This is a genomic window from Isoptericola jiangsuensis, from assembly GCF_002563715.1.
GTDB lineage: Bacteria > Actinomycetota > Actinomycetes > Actinomycetales > Cellulomonadaceae > Isoptericola > Isoptericola jiangsuensis.
On sequence record NZ_PDJJ01000001.1, the window covers coordinates 3873270 to 3891325 of the forward strand.

At 75.1% G+C, this 18056-nt stretch carries 11 protein-coding genes; 3 read left to right on the top strand and 8 right to left on the bottom strand.

The annotated features are described in order from the left end of the window. Window positions 1-16: 16 nt before the first annotated feature. Entirely contained in the window at window positions 17-1201 is a 1185-nt protein-coding gene (locus ATJ88_RS17330; protein WP_098465449.1) for an RNA polymerase sigma factor, read from the bottom strand. Between the two features lie 59 nt (window positions 1202-1260). Further along, window positions 1261-1674 carry a YciI family protein gene (locus ATJ88_RS17335; protein WP_098464909.1) on the bottom strand — a complete coding sequence of 138 codons (414 nt, stop codon included), beginning with the start codon at window positions 1672-1674 and terminating at the stop codon, window positions 1261-1263. 214 nt (window positions 1675-1888) lie between these two features. On the opposite strand from ATJ88_RS17335, the gene ATJ88_RS18455 reads away from it, so the two are divergent. Further along, window positions 1889-2074, top strand: coding sequence for a hypothetical protein (locus ATJ88_RS18455; RefSeq protein WP_170023695.1), 186 nt, complete (start codon window positions 1889-1891; stop codon window positions 2072-2074). A 62-nt stretch (window positions 2075-2136) separates the two neighbouring features. Then, window positions 2137-5058: a helix-turn-helix transcriptional regulator gene (locus ATJ88_RS19080; protein WP_281255261.1), complete on the top strand. Its 2922-nt coding sequence runs from the start codon at window positions 2137-2139 to the stop codon at window positions 5056-5058. 2 nt (window positions 5059-5060) lie between these two features. Here the strand turns inward: ATJ88_RS19080 and ATJ88_RS17345 are convergent, their stop codons facing one another. Further along, complete coding sequence (locus tag ATJ88_RS17345; protein WP_211287538.1) at window positions 5061-6788, bottom strand: copper resistance CopC/CopD family protein; 1728 nt, start codon at window positions 6786-6788, stop codon at window positions 5061-5063. Then, window positions 6785-7573 (bottom strand): YcnI family protein, encoded by a 789-nt coding sequence (locus tag ATJ88_RS17350; protein ID WP_098464910.1) that lies wholly within the window; start codon window positions 7571-7573, stop codon window positions 6785-6787. The genes ATJ88_RS17345 and ATJ88_RS17350 overlap by 4 nt, the downstream gene beginning before the upstream one ends. 186 nt (window positions 7574-7759) lie before the next feature. Between ATJ88_RS17350 and ATJ88_RS17355 the strand changes: the two genes are divergently transcribed. Further along, window positions 7760-7984: a tautomerase family protein gene (locus ATJ88_RS17355; RefSeq protein ID WP_098464911.1), complete on the top strand. Its 225-nt coding sequence runs from the start codon at window positions 7760-7762 to the stop codon at window positions 7982-7984. A gap of 93 nt (window positions 7985-8077) precedes the next feature. On the opposite strand, the gene ATJ88_RS17360 is transcribed toward ATJ88_RS17355, so the two are convergent. The 4 genes from ATJ88_RS17360 to ATJ88_RS17375 form a co-directional block, all read right to left on the bottom strand. Next, complete coding sequence (locus ATJ88_RS17360) at window positions 8078-13822, bottom strand: LamG-like jellyroll fold domain-containing protein (RefSeq protein ID WP_245852531.1); 5745 nt, start codon at window positions 13820-13822, stop codon at window positions 8078-8080. Between the two features lie 134 nt (window positions 13823-13956). Then, entirely contained in the window at window positions 13957-15447 is a 1491-nt protein-coding gene (locus tag ATJ88_RS17365; RefSeq protein WP_098464912.1) for an aldehyde dehydrogenase family protein, read from the bottom strand. A gap of 55 nt (window positions 15448-15502) precedes the next feature. Continuing rightward, complete coding sequence (locus ATJ88_RS17370; RefSeq protein ID WP_098464913.1) at window positions 15503-16495, bottom strand: ABC transporter permease; 993 nt, start codon at window positions 16493-16495, stop codon at window positions 15503-15505. 2 nt (window positions 16496-16497) lie between these two features. Next, on the bottom strand, window positions 16498-18054 hold the full coding sequence (locus ATJ88_RS17375; protein ID WP_211287539.1) for a sugar ABC transporter ATP-binding protein: 1557 nt from the start codon (window positions 18052-18054) through the stop codon (window positions 16498-16500). Window positions 18055-18056 lie beyond the last annotated feature (2 nt).

Genomic DNA, 18056 nt, shown 5'->3' on the forward strand with positions numbered 1-18056 from the left:
CTGGTCTCGGCGAGCCTCACGCCGGTCCCACGGACCCCTCGACATCCGCCGGGCGCCCCGCCCGGACGCTCTCCCGCAACCGCGCGGCCTGCACCGTCAGGTGGTCCCGCTCCGGCACCGACGTCGCCGCGGCCGCCGCCCGCGCGTACCGCCGCGCCGCGCCGGGGAGGTCACCCGCCCGCTCCGTCAGGTATGCCGCCACGGCGTCGAACCGCGGCAGGCCCGCGTCCAGCCCGTCCAGCACCGCGAGCCCCGCCCCCGGGCCCTCCACCTCCCCCACCGCCACCGCCCGGTTCAGCGCCACCACCGGCGACGGCGTCAGGCGCAGCAGCTCGTCGTACCACTCGAGGACCTGCGGCCAGTCGGTCTCCGCGGCGCTCGCCGCGTCGTCGTGCAGGGCCGCGATCGCCGCCTGCGCCTGGTACTCGCCCAGCCGGTCGCGGGCCAGCGCCCCCCGCAGCAGCGCGACCCCCTCGGCCACCAGGTCCGTGTCCCACCGCGACCGGTCCTGGTCCGCCAGCGCCACCAGCGCGCCGTCCGCGGTCCACCGGGCCGCCCGCCGGGCGTGGGTGAGCAGCATGAGGGCGAGCAGCCCGTCGACCTCGGGGTCGTCGGTGGCGGCGGCGAGCTGCCGGGTCAGGCGGACGGCCTCGTCGGCGAGGTCGACCTCCCCGGCGTGCCCCTCGGAGAACATCAGGTACAGCACCTTGAGCACGGAGCCGACGTCCCCCGGCCGGTCGAACGACGCGCCCCGCAGCGTCCGCTTGGCACGGCTGATGCGCTGCGCCATCGTCGCCTCGGGCACGAGGTGGGCGCGGGCGATCTGCGCGGTGGTCAGCCCGGCGACGGCGCGCAGCGTCAGCGCGACGGCCGCGGCCGCGCCGAGGTCGGGGTGGCAGCAGCGGCTGAGCAGCAGCAGGGTGTCGTCGGCCTGCTCGGTCGGTCCGGGCGGGACGAGCCGGTCGTGCCGCTCCTCGCGCCGCTGCCGGGACTCGGCCGCGCGTCGCGCGTCGAGGAACCGGCGCCACGACACCGTGACGAGCCAGGCGACCGGGTCCCGGGGCACGCCGTCGGACGGCCAGCGGGCCGCGGCCTCCAGGAGCGCCTCCTGGACGGCGTCCTCGGCGTCGGCGAACCCTGCGCCGCGCCGTACGAGCGCCGCGAGCGCCCGGGGGCCGGCCGCGCGCAGGACGTCCGGCAGCGCGTCCGGCTCCCCGGGCGGACCGTCGGGGACGGCGCCGCGCCCGCCGTGGTCCGCGGTCACTCCGGGCCCGACGGGGTCTCGCTGAGGAACGGCCGGACCTCGATCCACTCCTCCAGCGGCTTCCCGCCGGGGCCGGGTGCCGACGACAGGTGGGCCGCGGCCGCGTGGGCGTCGGCGAGGGAGTCGACGTCGATGATCATCCACCCGGCGACGACGTCCTTGGTCTCGGCGAACGGACCGTCGGTGACGGGCGGACGGCCCTCGCCGTCGTAGCGGACGAACGTTCCGTCGGGGGACAGTGCCTGGCCGTCCACCCACTCGCCGCGCTCGGCGAGGTCGGCCGCCATGCGGTCCATGAACGCGAGGTGGTCGGCCACCTCCTGCGGCGTCCACTCGTCCATGGGCAGCTCGGCGTTCGGTCGCTTCGCCGGGCCGCCGCGGTAGTGCTTGAGCAACAGGTACTTCGCCATGTCGGTTCCTCTCGTCCCGTGGTTCCCACTGTGCCTGCACCCGGGGGACGGAGCCAGGGGCGCGTCCTCGACACGCCCCTGGTCACGGGGTACCTCAGGCCGCCGGCGGGATGTCTGAGGTACCCCGGCGACGCAGGACTGGGCGACCGGACGATCCGCCGGGTGCCGCCTCAGCGCCATCGTGGAAGCAGGACACCACGAAGGAGGCAGCACCATGTCGCAGCTGATGTTCGGCCCGGCGCTCGAGGCGGAGCTCGCCTACCACCGCGAGCTGCTCGACGCGGCGTACGGCCGGGCCCCGTTCTGGCAGCGGGTGCGGGCTCGCACGACCGCGCTGCGGTCCGCCGTGCCGCACCGGCACCGCCGGACGGAGCGGCCGCTCGTGCACCGGCACGCCTGACGGCGACGGTGCGCCCCACGATCTCCCGTGACGGTGTCACCGGCGGGTGGGACGATGCACGAGTGCGACGTTCGTCCCAGATACCGCTCGTCGCCAGGACCCAGGAGGTCGCCCGGTTCCGTCGTGCGTTCGACGACGCGGCCGCCGGCGAACCGGGCGTCCTCCTGCTGGGCGGTGACGCCGGAGTCGGCAAGACCCGGCTCGTGAACCACCTCGCGGCCCTCACCCAGGAGGCCGGGGGGCGGGCCGTCGTCGCGCACTGCCTGGACCTGGGCGACGTCGGCATCCCGTACCTGCCGTTCACGGAGGCGCTGGGCCTCCTGCGCGACGGTGGTGGCGTCGCGCAGACCGTCGCCGAACGTCCGGCGCTGGCGCGTCTGCTGGACCCGGCCCGGACGCCCGGCACGGGCCGGGACGACCACGCCGAGCGCCTCCCCCTGCTCGACGGCATCGCCGGGGCCCTGGCGTCGGCCGGGAGACCGGGGGCACCGCTGGTGCTGTTCGTGGAGGACCTGCACTGGGCCGACCCGTCCACCCGGGACGTCCTGCGGTTCCTCGCCGCCCGGCTGCGTTCGGAGCACCTGCTGGTCGTGGGCACGTACCGCAGCGACGACGTCGACCGCCGCCACCCGCTGCGCCCTCTCGTCGCCGAACTGCACCGCCTGGAGCGGGTGGAGCACGACGAGCTCGCCACGTTCACGCCCGCCGAGCTGCGGGAGTTCACCACGGCGATCAACGACGCGCCCCTGCCGGACGCGGAGTTCGCCGCGGTGCTGCGCCGGTCCGAGGGCAACGCGTTCTTCGCGGAGGAGCTGGTGGCGGCCGGGCCCGCCGGCACCCTGCCGTGGACGCTGGCCGACATCCTCCACGCCCGCCTCGCACGGCTCCCCGACACCGTGCAGGACCTGGTCCGCCTCGCGTCCGTGGGGGGCCGGCAGGTCCGGGAGGACCTGCTGCTCGCCGCGGCGGCGCGCACGCCCGGGCTGGAGGGCGGCACGGCCGTGGAGGCCTTGCGCGACGCCGTGGAGCAGCAGGTGCTCGGCGTCGAGCAGGCCAACCTCGCGTTCCGGCACGCCCTGCTCGCCGAGGCGCTCTACCTCGACCTGCTGCCGGGTGAGCGCGCGTCGACGCACCGCGCCTACCTCGCGGCGCTCCAGGACGACCCGTCGCTCGGCTCCCCCGCCGAGCGGGCGCACCACGCCCTGCAGGGCCACGACCTGCCCACCGCGCTGGAGGCGTCGTGGGACGCCGCCGCGTCGGCGCACGACCTCCTCGCCCCCGCTGAGCAGCTCCGCCACCTGGAGCAGGTGCTGTCCCTGTGGGAGTCGGTGCCGGACGCCGCCGAACGGGTGGGGACCGACCGGGTGGACGTCGCCCTCGCCGCGGCCGGGGCCGCCTCCCGGCACGGGCGTGCGGCCCGCGCCGCGCAGCTCGCGCGCCGCGCGGCGGCCGCCCTCGACGCGTCGCCACGGCGGCAGGCGTCGGTCCGGGTCACCCTCGCCCGCTACCTCATGGAGCTCGACGAGTCGGACGACGCGGCCGCGGAGTGCGACCGGGCGCTGGCGGTGCTGGACGCCCCGGACGGGCCCGGCCCGTCGGCGGACCTCGCCGTCGCGCTCGCCGTGCGGGGCCGGGTGGAGCTCAACCGCGACGAGGACGAGGTGGCGCGCGGCTACCTGGAGCGGGCGGTCGCGGTCGCGCACGACGTCGACGCCCCGGAGGCCGAGACGGACGCCCTGGCGTCCCTGGCGATCATCGAGGTGGACGACCCGGACACCGCCGCCCGCCTGGTCCTCACCGCGCTGGAGCGCGCCCGCGAGGTGGGCGACCTCAGCACGGAGATCCGCTGCTGGTCGAACCTCGCGATGACGCACTTCTACGCGGGCCGGCTCGACGAGGCGTGCGACGTGCTGGGCCGCGGCCTGGAGCGCGCCCGCGAGACGGCGACGATCCGCAGCATGCACGGCATCTGGATGCAGCAGGTCGACGCGATCCTGCGGTACACGACCGGTGACCTGCGGCCCACCGAGCTGCCCGCGGGGGTGCCGGCCGCGGAGGCCACGATGATCACGGCGGCCCAGCAGTACGCGGCGGTCGCCCGCGGGGACGCCGACGTCCTGGACCGCACGGCCGCGCTGCGCGAGGTGTGGGAGGTCGACGGGTTCGTCGCGCTGGTCGCGGGGGGCTGCCGGGTGGACGCCCTGACGTGGGCGGGTCGCCACGACGAGGCCGTGGAGGTCGCGGCGGCGGTCGTGGACCACCTGGGCGCCATCTGGAGCACGTACTTCCTGGGCCGCATCTGGATCTCGGCGCTCGCCCTGGCGGCGCTGGCGGGCGGCGCGGAGGAGTCCGCGGCGGCCGACGACGCCCCCGTGCAGACGGAGCGGCGGCGGCGCGCCGACGCGCTGCTGGAGGTCGCGCGCGCCACCGCGGAGCGGGGCCGCCCGCGTGGCGGGTCGCTCGGGCCGGAGGGGCAGGCGTGGCTGTGCCGGGCCGAGGCGGAGCACGCGCGGGTCGTCGCCGCGACCGGCGGGAAGCAGGCCGACCCCGTCCTGTGGGAGACCACCGTGTCGGCGTTCGGCTACGGCTACCGCTACGAGGTCGCGCGGGCCCGGCTGCGGTGGGCGCAGGCCCTGCACGCCGCCGGCGACGTCGAGGCGGGCGCCCGCGAGACGCTGGAGGCGCTGGCGGAGGCCGAGCGGATGGGTGCCCGGCCGCTGGCCGCGGCCGCGCAGGCGTGGGCCCGCCGGGCGCGGGTCGCGCTCCCGGGGGCCCGGCGCACGTCGTCCGCGCTCACCGAGCGGGAGGAGGAGGTGCTCGCCCTGGTCGCGAAGGGTCTGTCGAACCGGCAGATCGGCGAGCGGCTGTTCATCTCGACGAAGACGGCGAGCGTGCACGTCTCCAACATCCTCGCGAAGCTCGCGGTGTCCGGGCGGGCCGAGGCGGTCGCGGTGGCGACCCGCCGGGGGCTGCTCGGCGTCTGACGTCAGGGGACGACGAACGTCACCGTCCGCACGGGGTTGTCGAACTCGGTGGTGCGCAGGGACACCTGCACGTCCCACTCCCCCGTCGTGGGGACGACGACCTCCCCGGAGTAGACGCCGGGACCGAGGGAGACGACCGGGACCTCGCCCAGGTCGACGTCACCCGACGACAGCGCGAGCCGCGGCGCCTCGTACCCCTCGGCGGGCGCCCCGGCGTCGTCGGTCATCGTGATCGTCACGGTGGCGGGCCCGACGCCGAGCGGCGTCAGCGTGACCTCCCCGGTGATCGTGTCGAGCCGGACCTCCTCGCCGTCGGCGGCGGCCGTCGGCGCGGCGGACGCCTCGGGGTCCGGGCTGCGGTCCACGAGGAACCCGGTGACGAGCAGCACCGCGACCAGCAGGCCGGCCTCGACCCGGGTGGTGCGGACCAGGAGGTCGGACGGCGGACGTCCGGTCCGTGCGTCCCGGCCGGGGGCCGCGCCGCGCAGCCGCGGCACGAGCACGAGCCGGTTCCACGCGGCGACACCGACGGCGACCGCCACGACGGCCACCTTGACCAGCAGGAGCCTCCCGTAGGACGTCGTGGCGAGCGCGTCCCAGCTCCCCGCGACCCGCCAGGCGAGCACGGTGCCCGCGACCACCAGCACGGCGAGCACCCCTGCGGCGAGCGTCGAGAAGCGCGACACGACGACGGCCCCGGCGTCGCCCCGGGCGAGGTCGCCCAGCACGAGGGCGAGCGCGAGGACGCCGCCGAACCAGGTCGCGCCCGCCGCGACGTGCAGGACGTCCACGGCCACGGCCAGCGCCTGCGGCGACGCCGCGCGCGTGTGCCCCGTGAGCGCGGGGGCGGCGGCCGCGAGGGCACAGCCCGCCAGGACGACGGCGGCGCGCGCCGGCCCGGGTGGGGTGGAGCGCGGCAGGGCGCCCGCCGCCAGGGCGAGGCCCACGAGCACGACGGCGGGCACGACCAGCTCGGCGGGCGCCAGGGCCGACCAGGTGGCCGGGTCGCCGACGGCGGAGGGCGGCAGGCCCAGCTGGTAGAGCGCGACGAGCGGCACCGCCGCCACCCAGCCCAGCGCCCCGACGCCTGCCGCCACCCGGGCGACGACCCGCAGCCGGGCGCGCGCCCGGTCCGCGACGGCGTCCGGCGGCAGCAGCAGCACGACGAACGCCGCGACGCCGACGCCCGCGAGGAGTCCCGCGTACCCGACGCCGCGGACGACACCCAGCAGCACCGGTGCCTCGGTCGCGGGCGCCTCGTCGGCCGCGGGGACGTCCACCACCGCGCTGGGCGCGCCGACCGCGAAGCTGAGGGATCCGCCGATCGGGTGCCCGTCGGAGGACACGAGCCGCCACAGCACGACGAGGGTGCCGTCCGGGACCTCCCCGTCGAGGTCGACGACGAGCCGGGAGCCCTCGACCTCGGCCGAGGACGGCACCTCCGCGCCGGTGGCGTCGAACACCCGGATCCCCGCGGGGACGCCGATGACGGCCTCGTCGAACGTGAACGTGACCTGCTCGGGCGCGACGTCGAGCACGGCGCCCGGGGCCGGGTCGCTGTCCCGGAGCGTGGCGTGCGCGGACGCGCCGCCCGCCGACGCGACGACCAGCCCCAGCGCGGCGACGAGCAGCAGCAGGACCGCCCGGGCGCGGCGCACGACGTCGTGCCGGGCGGCGCGCCTCGCACGGCCGCCGCGGCCGACGGAGCCGACGGCACCCGGCGTGCTCACGGCGCCGACGAGGAGCGACGCTGCCGGACCACCCGGGCCACGACGACGCCCCCGACGAGGACGCCGACCGCGCCGACGACCACCCAGGCACCGATCGCACCGCCCCCGGTCGTCGCGGCGGCGGCCTCGGCACCGGCGTCGGAGGTCACGTCACCGGCACCGTCAGCAGCCTGCGCACCGTCAGCACCCTCGGCGTCGTCGCCCGCACCGGCCGCGCCCTCCTGCCCGGCGGACCCGGCACCCTCCGCACCGGCACCGGCCTCCGCGCCGTCGCCGCCGTCGGTGGCGCCCTCGGCACCGGCCCCCACGGCGCCGGTCACGACGATCACGGGGGCGGGGTGGTCGAGCTCCTCCGGGTCCTGGCCGTCCTCGGCGACCTCGGTCCACGCGGTCTCGCCGTCCTCGCAGGTCTGCACGACGGGCAGCACGAGGGTCGCGCCGACGGTGTCGGGGAGGTTGGCGTTGAGCTCGACGACGGCGGTCTCGCCGTCGGGCAGGGGGTCGTCGGTGGTGAAGGTGACGGCGTCGGCGGTGGTCTCGACGCTCCAGCGGGCGGTGCCGGCGGCGTTGACGTCGGTGAGGTCGGCGGGGAGGCGGACGGCGACGGCGGTGGTCGCGGAGCCGTCGCAGCCGTGGGGGACCTCGACGCGCAGCACGGTGGTGGCGCCGGCGTCGGTGGTGGACGGCGTGACGGTCACGTGGGCGAGAGCCGGGGTGGCGGCCAGGGCGAGGAGCCCGGTGGCGGCGAGGCCGGCGAGGGTCGCGCGACGGGTGGTGCTCTTCATCGAGTCTCCCGAGGGGTCGTGGCGTGCGCCCACCGAACCAGGCGGCACGCCATCGTGTCAAGGATGTGAACTGGGGTCGAGAACATGGACGTGGGCGTCGGATGAGCGTACCGTGGTTCAGGTCAATGAACCACGGTCGGTCCCGTGAACATCGGAGTCGCGGGCGGCCACCACCGGAGGACAGACATGCCCAACATCACCGTCGAGCTGCTGCGCGGTCGGACCCTCGAGCAGCGCCGCGAGTTCGCCCAGGCCGTCGCCGACAGCGCCGTCGAGATCCTGGGCGCCCGCCGCCAGGACGTCCGCATGGTCTTCAGCGAGATCACCCCCGACATCGTGGCCAACGGCGGCGTCCTGGCCAGCGAGGACTCCAGCCGCGCCGGCGTCGTCGCGGCGCTCGCCGACGACTGACCCGCACGCCCGGCCGGTCGCACACGCGACCGGCCGGGAGCACGACGAACGGCGTGGGCCCGCAGGATCGCTCCTGCGGGCCCACGCCGTCGTTCACTGCACCCGGACGGTCACCCGGGCCTGCGACGCCAGGACGGTGTCGCTGCCCCGGTAGGTCGCCGTCAGGGTGAGGTCCTTGCCGTCCCTGGGCACCTCGAACGAGGCCCGGCCGTCCGTCACCGTGCCGACGAGGGTCGGCCCGCCGTCGACGACGACCCGCACCTCCCCGGTGACCGGCACGTCGTACGGCGCGGTGAGCACCACGTCGACGACGGCCGTCTTCTTCACCCTCGTGGCCGAGACCTCGAGGGTCGGCAGCACCTTCTCCACGACGACCCGCACCGTGGACGACGACGACCGGTGGTCGGCGTCACCCCCGTAGCGGACCACGAGGTCGTGGGTGCCCGGCGGCAGGGAGCCCGCCGCCAGGACGAGCGTGCCCCGCCCGTCCGCGACCGCGGCCTGCACGAGCGTCGTCGAGCCGTCCCGCAGCTCCACCACGCCCGTCGCCGTCGCCGGCGACACCGCCACGGACACGCTGCCCGCCGTGCCGTAGGTGATCGGCAGGGCGACCCCGGCGACGGCCGTGACCGCCGGCGACTTCACCGTGATCGTCACCGTCGCCGGTGCCGACCGGTCCTGGCCGTCGTCGGCCCGGTAGGTGAAGACGTCCTTGCCGGAGAACCCGTCGTCGGACGTGTAGGTGAACGAGCCGTCCGCCTCCAGCGTCACCGTGCCGTTGGCGGGCTGCGTGACGGCCGCGGCCGTCAGCACGTTGCCGTCGGCGTCCGTGTCGTTGGCGAGCACGCCCGGCGCCGGCAGCGTCAGCGGCTGACCGCCGACGGCGTCGTACGCGTCGCCGGACGCCTCCGGCACGGTGTTGACCGGCGGCTGCTCGCCCTCCTCCACGGTGATCGTCACGGTCGTCGCGGCCGACGTCGCCGTGCCGTCCGACGCGGTGTAGGTGAACGTGTCCGTCCCCCAGTACCCGTCGTCCGGCGTGTACGTGAACGACCCGTCCGCCGCCAGCACGACCGTGCCGTGCGCCGGCTGCGTGAGCCCCGTCGCCGTCAGGTCGTCCCCGTCGACGTCGGTGTCGTTCGCCAGCACTCCGGGCGCGTCCACCGTCAACGGCTCGTCCTGGACGGTCCCCCAGGCGTCGGCGGCCCCCACGGGCGCCGCGTTCACCGGCGGGCCGGCGGTGAGCTCGGCCACCTGCTCGGCGGTCAGCTCGTAGCCGAACATCCGGAAGTCGTCCACGAGACCGTCCCAGCGTCCGTCGGGCCAGCTCGTGCCGCCGATGAGGTTCATCGTCGTCCGGCCGCCGACGCCGACGTCACCGACGTCGAGGGTGAAGTCGGTGCGGGTCCCCTGGAGCACGCCGTCGAAGTAGATCTTCCCGACGGACCCGCTCTGGGTGAACACCACGTGCGTCCACTGGTTCAGCGGCAGGTCCTTGCCCTGCCCGAGGACCAGACGCTCCTGGGCCGCGCCCGGGGTGCCCGGCGCCTTGAACGTCGCCGCGAAGCCCGTGGCGCCGTTCGCCTGCGTGTTGGACTGCAGCAGGAAGAACGTGTCCGTGCTGCTGCCGATCTGCAGGAGCGGCACCCACGTGGGCAGCGCGTCCGGACGTGCCCACAGCGAGACGCTGAACTGGTCGTCCATGCCCGCCTCGATGTCGTCCGGCAGCCGGACCTGGTTGCCCGTGCCGGACGCGCCACCGGGCAGGTTCAGCGCGGAGCCGAACTTCCCGGCCGGCGTCCAGCCGGCCGCCCCGGTGAGCGTCGCCGCCCCGACCGAGGAGTCCAGGCCCGTGTTGGCGGCCGTCGACCCCTGCCCCTCGTCGAACGTGTAGCGGATCGGCGTGCCCTCACCGGGCGGCGGCCGCTCCACCGTGTGCTCCACGGTGTGCGCGGAGTCCCGCCAGCCGTCGTCGGCGAGGAACCGGACCTCCACCTGGTGGTCGCCGGGCGAGAGCGCCACGTCGGTGAACAGCACCGCGCCGTCGCTCACGTCGACCTGACCGCCGACGCGGGAGCCGTCCGTCCACAGCTCGGCCACGCCCGTGGGGGCGGGACCGGATGCCGCGGAGATCTCGGCCGAGACGTCGACCGGCTCGCCGAACGGCGACGGGGACCCCGGCTCCACGGTGACCGCGGTGGTCGTGGCGAGCGCCGAGCCCTCCGCGTGGATCGCCGCGACGTCGGCGTCCGACAGCGCGGTGGTGTACACCCGCACGTCGTCCATCAGGCCGTCGAGGGCCGGGTCCGGGTAGCCGTTGCGACCCAGCCAGTTGTTCGTCGTCGGACCGACGTCCGTCATGTCGATCGTGAGGTCGGAACGCGACGCGATGCGCTGCCCGTTCAGGTACAGCGTGCCGGTGGCACCCTGCCGCGTGAACGCGACGTGGTTCCACGCCCCCGCCGCGACGTCCTTCGTCGGCGTGGCGTAGACGCGCTCCTGGAGCGCGGCGCCCTTCGCCTTGAACGTCGCCGCGAGCCCGGTGCCGCCCGCGGCCTGCGTCTGCATCTGGATCTGGAAGAAGCTCCCGGCGTCCCCCAGACCGTCACCGAGGTGGAAAAGCCCGATCCAGTTCGCCTTCGTGTCCGGCTTCACCCAGAACGACGTGGTGAAGGCGTCCTCGCCGCGGAGCAGGTCGTCCGGCAGGTCGACGGCGTTGGCGTTGCCGCCGCCGGCGAGGTTCACCGCGCCGCCGTGCACGCCGTCCTCGCTCCAGCCGGTCGTGCCGGTGAGCGTCGCGGCGCCCACCGTGGCGTCCGTGCCGGTGTTGGCCGCGGACGTGCCCGCGCCCTCCTCGAACTCCCAGCGCACCGGGACGTCGGAGGCGCCGGGGTCGACGCCGACGACGACCAGGTCGTCGACCATGACGCCCGCACCGGACTCACCGGCGGCGATCGTCAGGTCCTGCGAGCGTCCGTCGGCGACGAACGTCCCCACGTACGAGGCGAAGCGCGTCTGCGAGGACACGTCCGTCCCCGCGGTGAGGGTCGCGGCGAGGTCCCCGACGGTGAGCGTCGCCGTGCCCGCCTGCGTGCCGGCGGACCGGCTGTCCCGGGCGTAGCGCAGCGACACCCGGTACTCGCGGCCCGGGTCGAGGCCCTTGACCGTGCGGGTCAGCGACCCGTCGGCCCCCACCGCCAGGTGGTAGCCGGTCAGCCCGAGGCCGCCCTGGCTGGGCGCGGCGGCGCGGACCAGCTGGACCGCGTCGTCGACCTCCCACGGCGACATGCGGCCGTTGCCCGGCGCGACGTCGACGACGGCCGGCGGGTTCGCCGACCGCCACTCGGCGGGCAGGCGCGGGTACTCGAACTGGTCGACCAGGTGCGCGGGGCGCACGTCCATCGCGACCTCGGGGTCGATCTGGACGATGTCCGCGACCGACGGGGTGCCGTCGGCGTCGAACACGAACAGCATGTACGCACCGGGCGGGGCGTACGTGCCGTCGACCGGCGTCTCGATCGTCACCGTGTCGCCGTCCTGCGCGAACGCGAGGTCCTGGAAGTTCTGGTCGTTGTTGAACCCGTGCGTGACGGACCCGTTGCGGACCAGGGTGACGCGGGAGACGTCGACGTCGGCCTGCACGTCGAACACGCCGTCGTAGCCGAGGCGGGCGGGCACGTCGGACACCTGCGGGCGCACCGCCGGCTCGTCGCCGTCGAACAGGTACGCCGGGGAGTAGAACTCGACGTCCGTGTAGTTGCGGGGGCCGGGGGTGCCGCCGCCGCCGACCATGACGCGGCCGTCGGGCAGGAGCAGCGCGGTGGAGTGGTAGAGGCGGGCGTGCTGGTACGGCACGTCCACGACGGTCCACTCGCCGGTCTCGGGGTCCCAGATCTCGGCGTTGGTGACGTAGCCGCCGTTGCCGTTGTTGTCCCGCGAGCCGCCGGTGACGATGACGTCGCCGTCGGGCAGCACGGTGGACGTGGCCCAGTGGCGGGCGTACGTCATGGGCTGGGTGGCCTCGACCACCGGGGCGTCGGTGCCCCCGGTGATGTCGACGGTGAAGCCGGCGCGGGCGCCGGCGGGGCCGCCGCCGTTGGCCCACCAGCCGCCACCGACCTGGAGGATCTTGCCGGGCCGGTACATCGTCGCGGTGGAGGTGGCGCCCACGGGGTTGCCGAGGCCGCCCTGGCTGGCGACCGCCGCCGGCAGGGTGCCCCGCAGGATCACCTCGCCGTCGCCGGACGGGTCGAGCTCGTACATCTGGGTGCCGGTGATGTTGAAGACGTTGCCGTTGCCGGGCGCGACGAACGCGCGCGGGTACCACCAGCGGTTCTCGTCGGGACCGTTGCCGTTCCCGCCGTCGCCGTACGCCGCCGCGCTGGTGGCGCCGGTGAGGAGCTGCCACGAGCTGCCCTCGTCCGGGGTGTAGATCTCCGGGGTGAGGACGCCCGGACCACCCGGGCCGCCCTTGAGGCTGCCGCCCTGCACGACGACGGAGCCGTCGGGCAGCGTGGTCCCCGTGGGGTACCAGCGCGGGTAGTGCATCGGGGCCTCGTCGCGCAGGCCCTGGTTGGTGGTCCAGCTGGTCACGCCGATCGCCGCGTCGTTCGGGGCGTTGCCGCCGAGGCCGTCGTCACCGCCCACGGTCAGGGTGGCGCGCCGGTGCGGGAGCTGCACCTGCATCGAGCAGAACAGGTCGGTGTACGTGTGGTTCGGTACGACGCCGTCGGCGACGTTGTCGAGCGTGCGCTGCTCGGCCGGGTCCCAGACGTCGATCTCCATCTGGCCGCCCTGCGTGACGCACGAGTTGCCGCCGAAGTCGTACGGCGTGGTGTCGGTGCAGCCCGACGACACGCTGCCGAAGGACTGCACGCGGCCGTCGGACGTCAGCGCCGCGTTGATCGGGACCAGCGGCCACGGGGTGACCCCGCTCCACGAGCCCTCGACGTCCTTGGCGGGCGGCGAGCAGTCCGCGGTGACCAGGCCCGCGGAGAACGCGAGGCCGTTCTTCATCTGCGCGAGCATCGGCGCCTCGGAGTACGCCGTGCCCTCGTGACCCATGCCCGTGTACCAGGACCGGCCCTCGTCGATCTCCTGGCACCACGTCACCGGGTGGCTCGTGCCCAGGTTGCCCATGCCGTAGGAGGTCTCGTCGACCTCCAGCAGCACCCGCACGTCCTGGGCCGGGTTGACCAGCCAGTCGTACCACTCGTCGCTGCGCGTGAACGTCGCGGGGACGCCCTGCGTCAGCGGGTGGTCGGCGTCCTTGACGAGCACCCGGCCGGAGCGCACGGCCGGGTTCTCCGGGTGCCCCTCGGACACCGCACCGACCAGCTTCGCGTAGAACGGGTTGACGTCGTGCTCGCTCTGGCCGACGGACCAGCCGGCGTAGTGCAGGCCCATGTAGCCGCCACCGCCGCGGATGTACGCCTCCAGGGCGGCCCGCTGCTCGACGTTGAACAGCACGCCGCCGGTCTGGGCGAACACCACCGCGTCCTTGGTGGCGAGGTTCGCCGGGGTGAAGGCCGCGGGGTCGTCCGTCTCCTGGACGTCGACCTGCTGGCCGTGCTCCGTGCCGAGCTGCGTCGCGAGGTCGCGCACGGCCTGGCGGGCCTGCACGTTCGACGCGTGGAAGTTGGGCTTGTAGAACAGCAGGACGCGCAGCACGCCGTCGTCGACGGAGCCGGGCGCCGCCGCGGCGGGGGCGGCGGTGGCGACGCCACCGCTCAGGGGTGCCAGCACGGCGACGGCGGCCACCATGGCCGCCAGGCGGGCCGGCGCCCGGAGTCTGCGGCGCGCACCACGCGGCCGGTCGGATCTGCGGAACAGGTTCATCGTCGAATCCCTTTCGCATGCGTTTCTCGGGCACGACGACGGACCGGGCGGCCGGCCCCGGGTCGGGGCCGGCCGTCCAGGCCGTGTCGGGTTCTTCCGTGGGTGCGCACCCGCGTCGTCGCGGGTGCGCGGGCTCACCGGAGCTCGGCGATCACCGTCTTGAGCTCGGTGTAGTCGTCGAGGCCGAACGAGCCGAGCTCGCGGCCCCAGCCGGACTGCTTGTAGCCACCCCGCGGGAGGGTGACGTCGTCGGCGTGCCAGGTGTTGAGCCACACCGTGCCGGCGCGCAGGCGCCCGCCGACGCGGTGGGCCGTGCCGAGGTCCTTCGACCACACGCCCGCGGCCAGGCCGTAGACGGTGTTGTTCGCCGCGGCCACGACCTCGTCCTCCGTGTCGAACGGGATCGCGGTGACGACCGGGCCGAAGATCTCGTCCGTCTGGACGGCCATCTGCTCGGTGACGTCGGTGATGAGCGTGGGCCTGAAGAAGTACCCGCGGTCGGCGGCCGGGTCGGGGCTGCCCGCGACGACGCTCGCGCCGTCGGACACCGCGCCGCGCACGTAGCCCATGACCTTCTCGTGCTGCTCGGCGGACACGAGCGGCCCCATCGTGGTGGCCGGGTCGAACGCGTCGCCGACCGTGATGGCGCGCGCCGCCGCGGCGACGCCCTCGACGACCTCGTCGAACACGGAGCGCTGCACGTACAGGCGCGACCCGTTGACGCAGCACTGGCCCTCGTTGAAGTAGCCCGCGAGCGCCGCGCCGGCGATGGCGGCGTCGAGGTCGGCGTCGGCGAACACGATGTTGGGGGCCTTGCCGCCGAGCTCGAGGGAGACCTTCTTGAGGTTCTTCGACGCGCCGGCGGCGATCTTCTTGCCGACCTCGGTGGAGCCGGTGAACGCGACCTTGTCGACGCCGGCGTGGTCCACGAGCGCGGCGCCCGCGTCGCCGAACCCGGGCAGGACGTTGACGACGCCCGCGGGGACGCCGGCCTCCAGCAGGAGCTCGCCGAGCCGCAGCGCGGTCAGGGGGGTCTGCTCGGCGGGCTTGAGCACGACCGTGTTCCCGGCGGTGATCGCGGGGACCACCTTGAACGCGGCCATGGTGAGCGGGAAGTTCCAGGGCACGATGCCGGCGACGACGCCGATCGCCTCGCGGCGCGTGTAGGCGTGGAACTGCTTGCCGGGCACGGACATGGGGATGGAGGTGCCCTCCATCTTGGTGGCCCAGCCCGCGAAGTAGCGGAACAGCTCGGCGGCGACGCCGACGTCGCCGCGGGCGGACGCCAGGGACTTGCCGTTGTCGAGCGACTCGAGCTGCGCGAACTCCTCGGCGCGGTCCTCGATCATGTCGCCGATGCGCCACAGCAGGTGGGAACGCTCGCGGGGGGTCATGCGGGACCACGGCGAGCCGTGCTCGAACGCGGTGCGGGCCGCGACGACGGCACGGTCGGCGTCCACGGCGGACGCCTGCGCGACCTGGACGAGGACGTCCTCGGTGGCGGGGTTGACGGTCGCGAAGGTCTGGCCGTCCTTGGCGTCGACCCACTCGCCGTCGATGAGCAGCTGCTTGGGGGAGGACAGGAACGACGAGACGGCGGGCAGGAGGGGGGAGCTCGCGGACATGAGGGGCCTTCCGGGGTTCGGGATGGTCAGGGTCTCGGGTCGGTGCGCGGGACGGCTACTTGATGATCTGCAGCTTCGACCGGTCCAGGGTGAGGGCGACGGCCGCGACGATGATCGCGCCGTAGAGGATCTGCTCCCAGGCGGACGGGACGCCCACGATGGGCAGCCCCACGCGGAGCAGGGTGACGACGAGCGCCCCGGCGAGGCTGCGCCACACCGAGCCGTGCCCGCCGGTGATGGCGGTGCCGCCGACGACGATGGCGGCGACGGCGGGGAGCAGCAGGTTGTCCGCCATGGTGGGGCTGCCGCTGAAGTTGCGGGACACGAGCATGACGGCGGCGAGGCCGGCGCACGCGCCGGAGACGGTGAACGCGGCGACCTTGACCCGGTCCACCGGGGAGCCGGCGAGCCGGGCCGCGGACTCGGAGTAGCCGATGGCCCGCACCCAGCTGTCCAGCGGGGTGAGCCGCAGGACGACGGAGATCGCGGCCACCACGACGAGCGCGACGACGAACGCCATCGGGACGACGCCCGCGAGGTAGAGGTCGAGCCACGCGGTGGTGTCCCGGTCGACGACCCGGATCGGGCCGGCGTCGGAGATCACCAGGGCGACCGCCGCGAAGATGCTCATGCCGCCCAGGGTGACGATGAACGACGGGATGCGCAGCAGGACGTGCGCGAGGCCCTGCACGGCGCCGAGGACCGCGGTGGCGGCGACCACCGCGAGGATGGTCGCACCGCCGAGGTCGGGCAGCCACATCGCGAACAGCACGGTGGCGAGCGAGCACAGGGCGGCGATCGACAGGTCGATGCCGCCGCACAGGACGACGACGGTGGCCCCGGCGGCGAGCACGACCAGCGGGGCGGCGGTGCGCACCACGGCCGTGAGGCTGGACTGCGACAGGAACCCGGGGTCGGCGACGGCGAGGGCGCCCAGCAGGGCGACCAGCGCTATGACCGGCATGAACGAGGTCACGCGCTGGCCCACGGTGGGGCGGGCGACGACGGTCGCCGGTGCGGCCGCCGGGGTGAGGACGGACGTGGACACGGTCAGACCATCTCCTTGACGAGGTCGAGCGGGGTCGGCTTGGCGCCCGCGGGGGCGGCGACCTCCGCGGTCGCGCGGCCGTCGCTCATGACGACGATCCGGTCGGACATGCCGATCGCCTCCTCGAGGCTGTCGGCGAGCAGCACGGTGGCGACGCCGCCGGCCGCGAGCTCGCGCATGAGGCGGTACACCTCGGAGCGTGCGCCGACGTCGAGGCCGCGCGTGGGGTGGTCGAGCAGGAGGAGCCGCACGTCGCCGGCGACGAGCCAGCGGGCGAGGACGACCTTCTGCTGGTTGCCGCCGGACAGCCGCCCGATGGCGGTGGAGCGGTGCGGGGTGCGGATCGACAGCCGTTCGATCCAGGTGTCGACGAGCCGGGCCTGCTTGCGGGGCCGCACGATCGGGCCCGCGCACCGCGCGTCCTGCTTGGTGAGCAGCATGTTGTCGGAGACCGACATCGGCCCGACCATGCCCTCCGTCTTGCGCTCGGCGGGGACGTACCCGATGCCGGCGGCGCACGCGGCGCGGGTGCCGGACAGGTCGAGCGCCTCGCCGTCGAGCGTGGCCTGCCCGGCGGTGGTGGGCTCGGCGCCGAACAGCGCCCGGCAGACGTCCTCGCGGCCCGAGCCGTGCACGCCCACGATGCCGACGATCTCCCCGGCGTGGACGTCGAGGTCGACGTCGCGGAACGTCGCGCCGGTCAGGCCGCGCACCACCAGGCGGGGGGTGCGGGGCTCGTCGGAGGTCGCGGCGGCGGCGCCGTGGTAGTGGTCGTCGGAGCTGGTGGCGCCGATCATGAGGCGGTGCAGCTCGGCGGGCTCGGCACCGTCGGCGGCGACCTCCCCCACGGACCGGCCGCCGCGCAGCACGGCCACCCGGTCGCACACGTCCAGCACCTCGTCGAGCCGGTGCGAGACGAACACGACGGACGCGAACTCGCGCAGCCGCCGCACCTGCGTGAACAGGGCGTCGATCTCCTGGGGCTCCAGCACGGACGTCGGCTCGTCGAGGATGATCACCGGCGGGTGGCTGGTGCGCTCCTCGATGCGCAGCACCTTCGCGATCTCGACCATCTGCCGGTCGGCGAAGGAGAGCGAGTCGGTGCGGGCGAGGGGGTCGACGGGCGACCCGATCTTGTCGAGCTGCTCCTGGGCCAGCGCGCGCATCGTGTCCCAGCGGTAGATCCCGCGGCGCACGCCCGGCCCCTCGCTGCCGAGCACGATGTTCTCGGCCACGGTGAGGTTGGGGACGAGCGACTGCTCCTGGAACACCATGCCGATGCCGTGGTCGGCGGCGTCGACGATGCTGCGCAGCCGCACCTCCTGGCCGCGCACGAGGATCTGCCCGGCGTCGGGCCGCACCAGACCCACGAGGGCCTTGAGCAGCGTGGACTTGCCGGCGCCGTTCTCCCCCGCGAGCCCCAGCACCTCGTGCCGGTGCACCACCAGGTCGACGCCGTCGAGCGCCTTGACGCCCGGGAAGTGCTTGACCAGCCCGCGGACCTCCAGGGCGGGGGCGACGGCCGGGACGTGCGCGTCGGGCTCGATCTGCAGGTTCATGG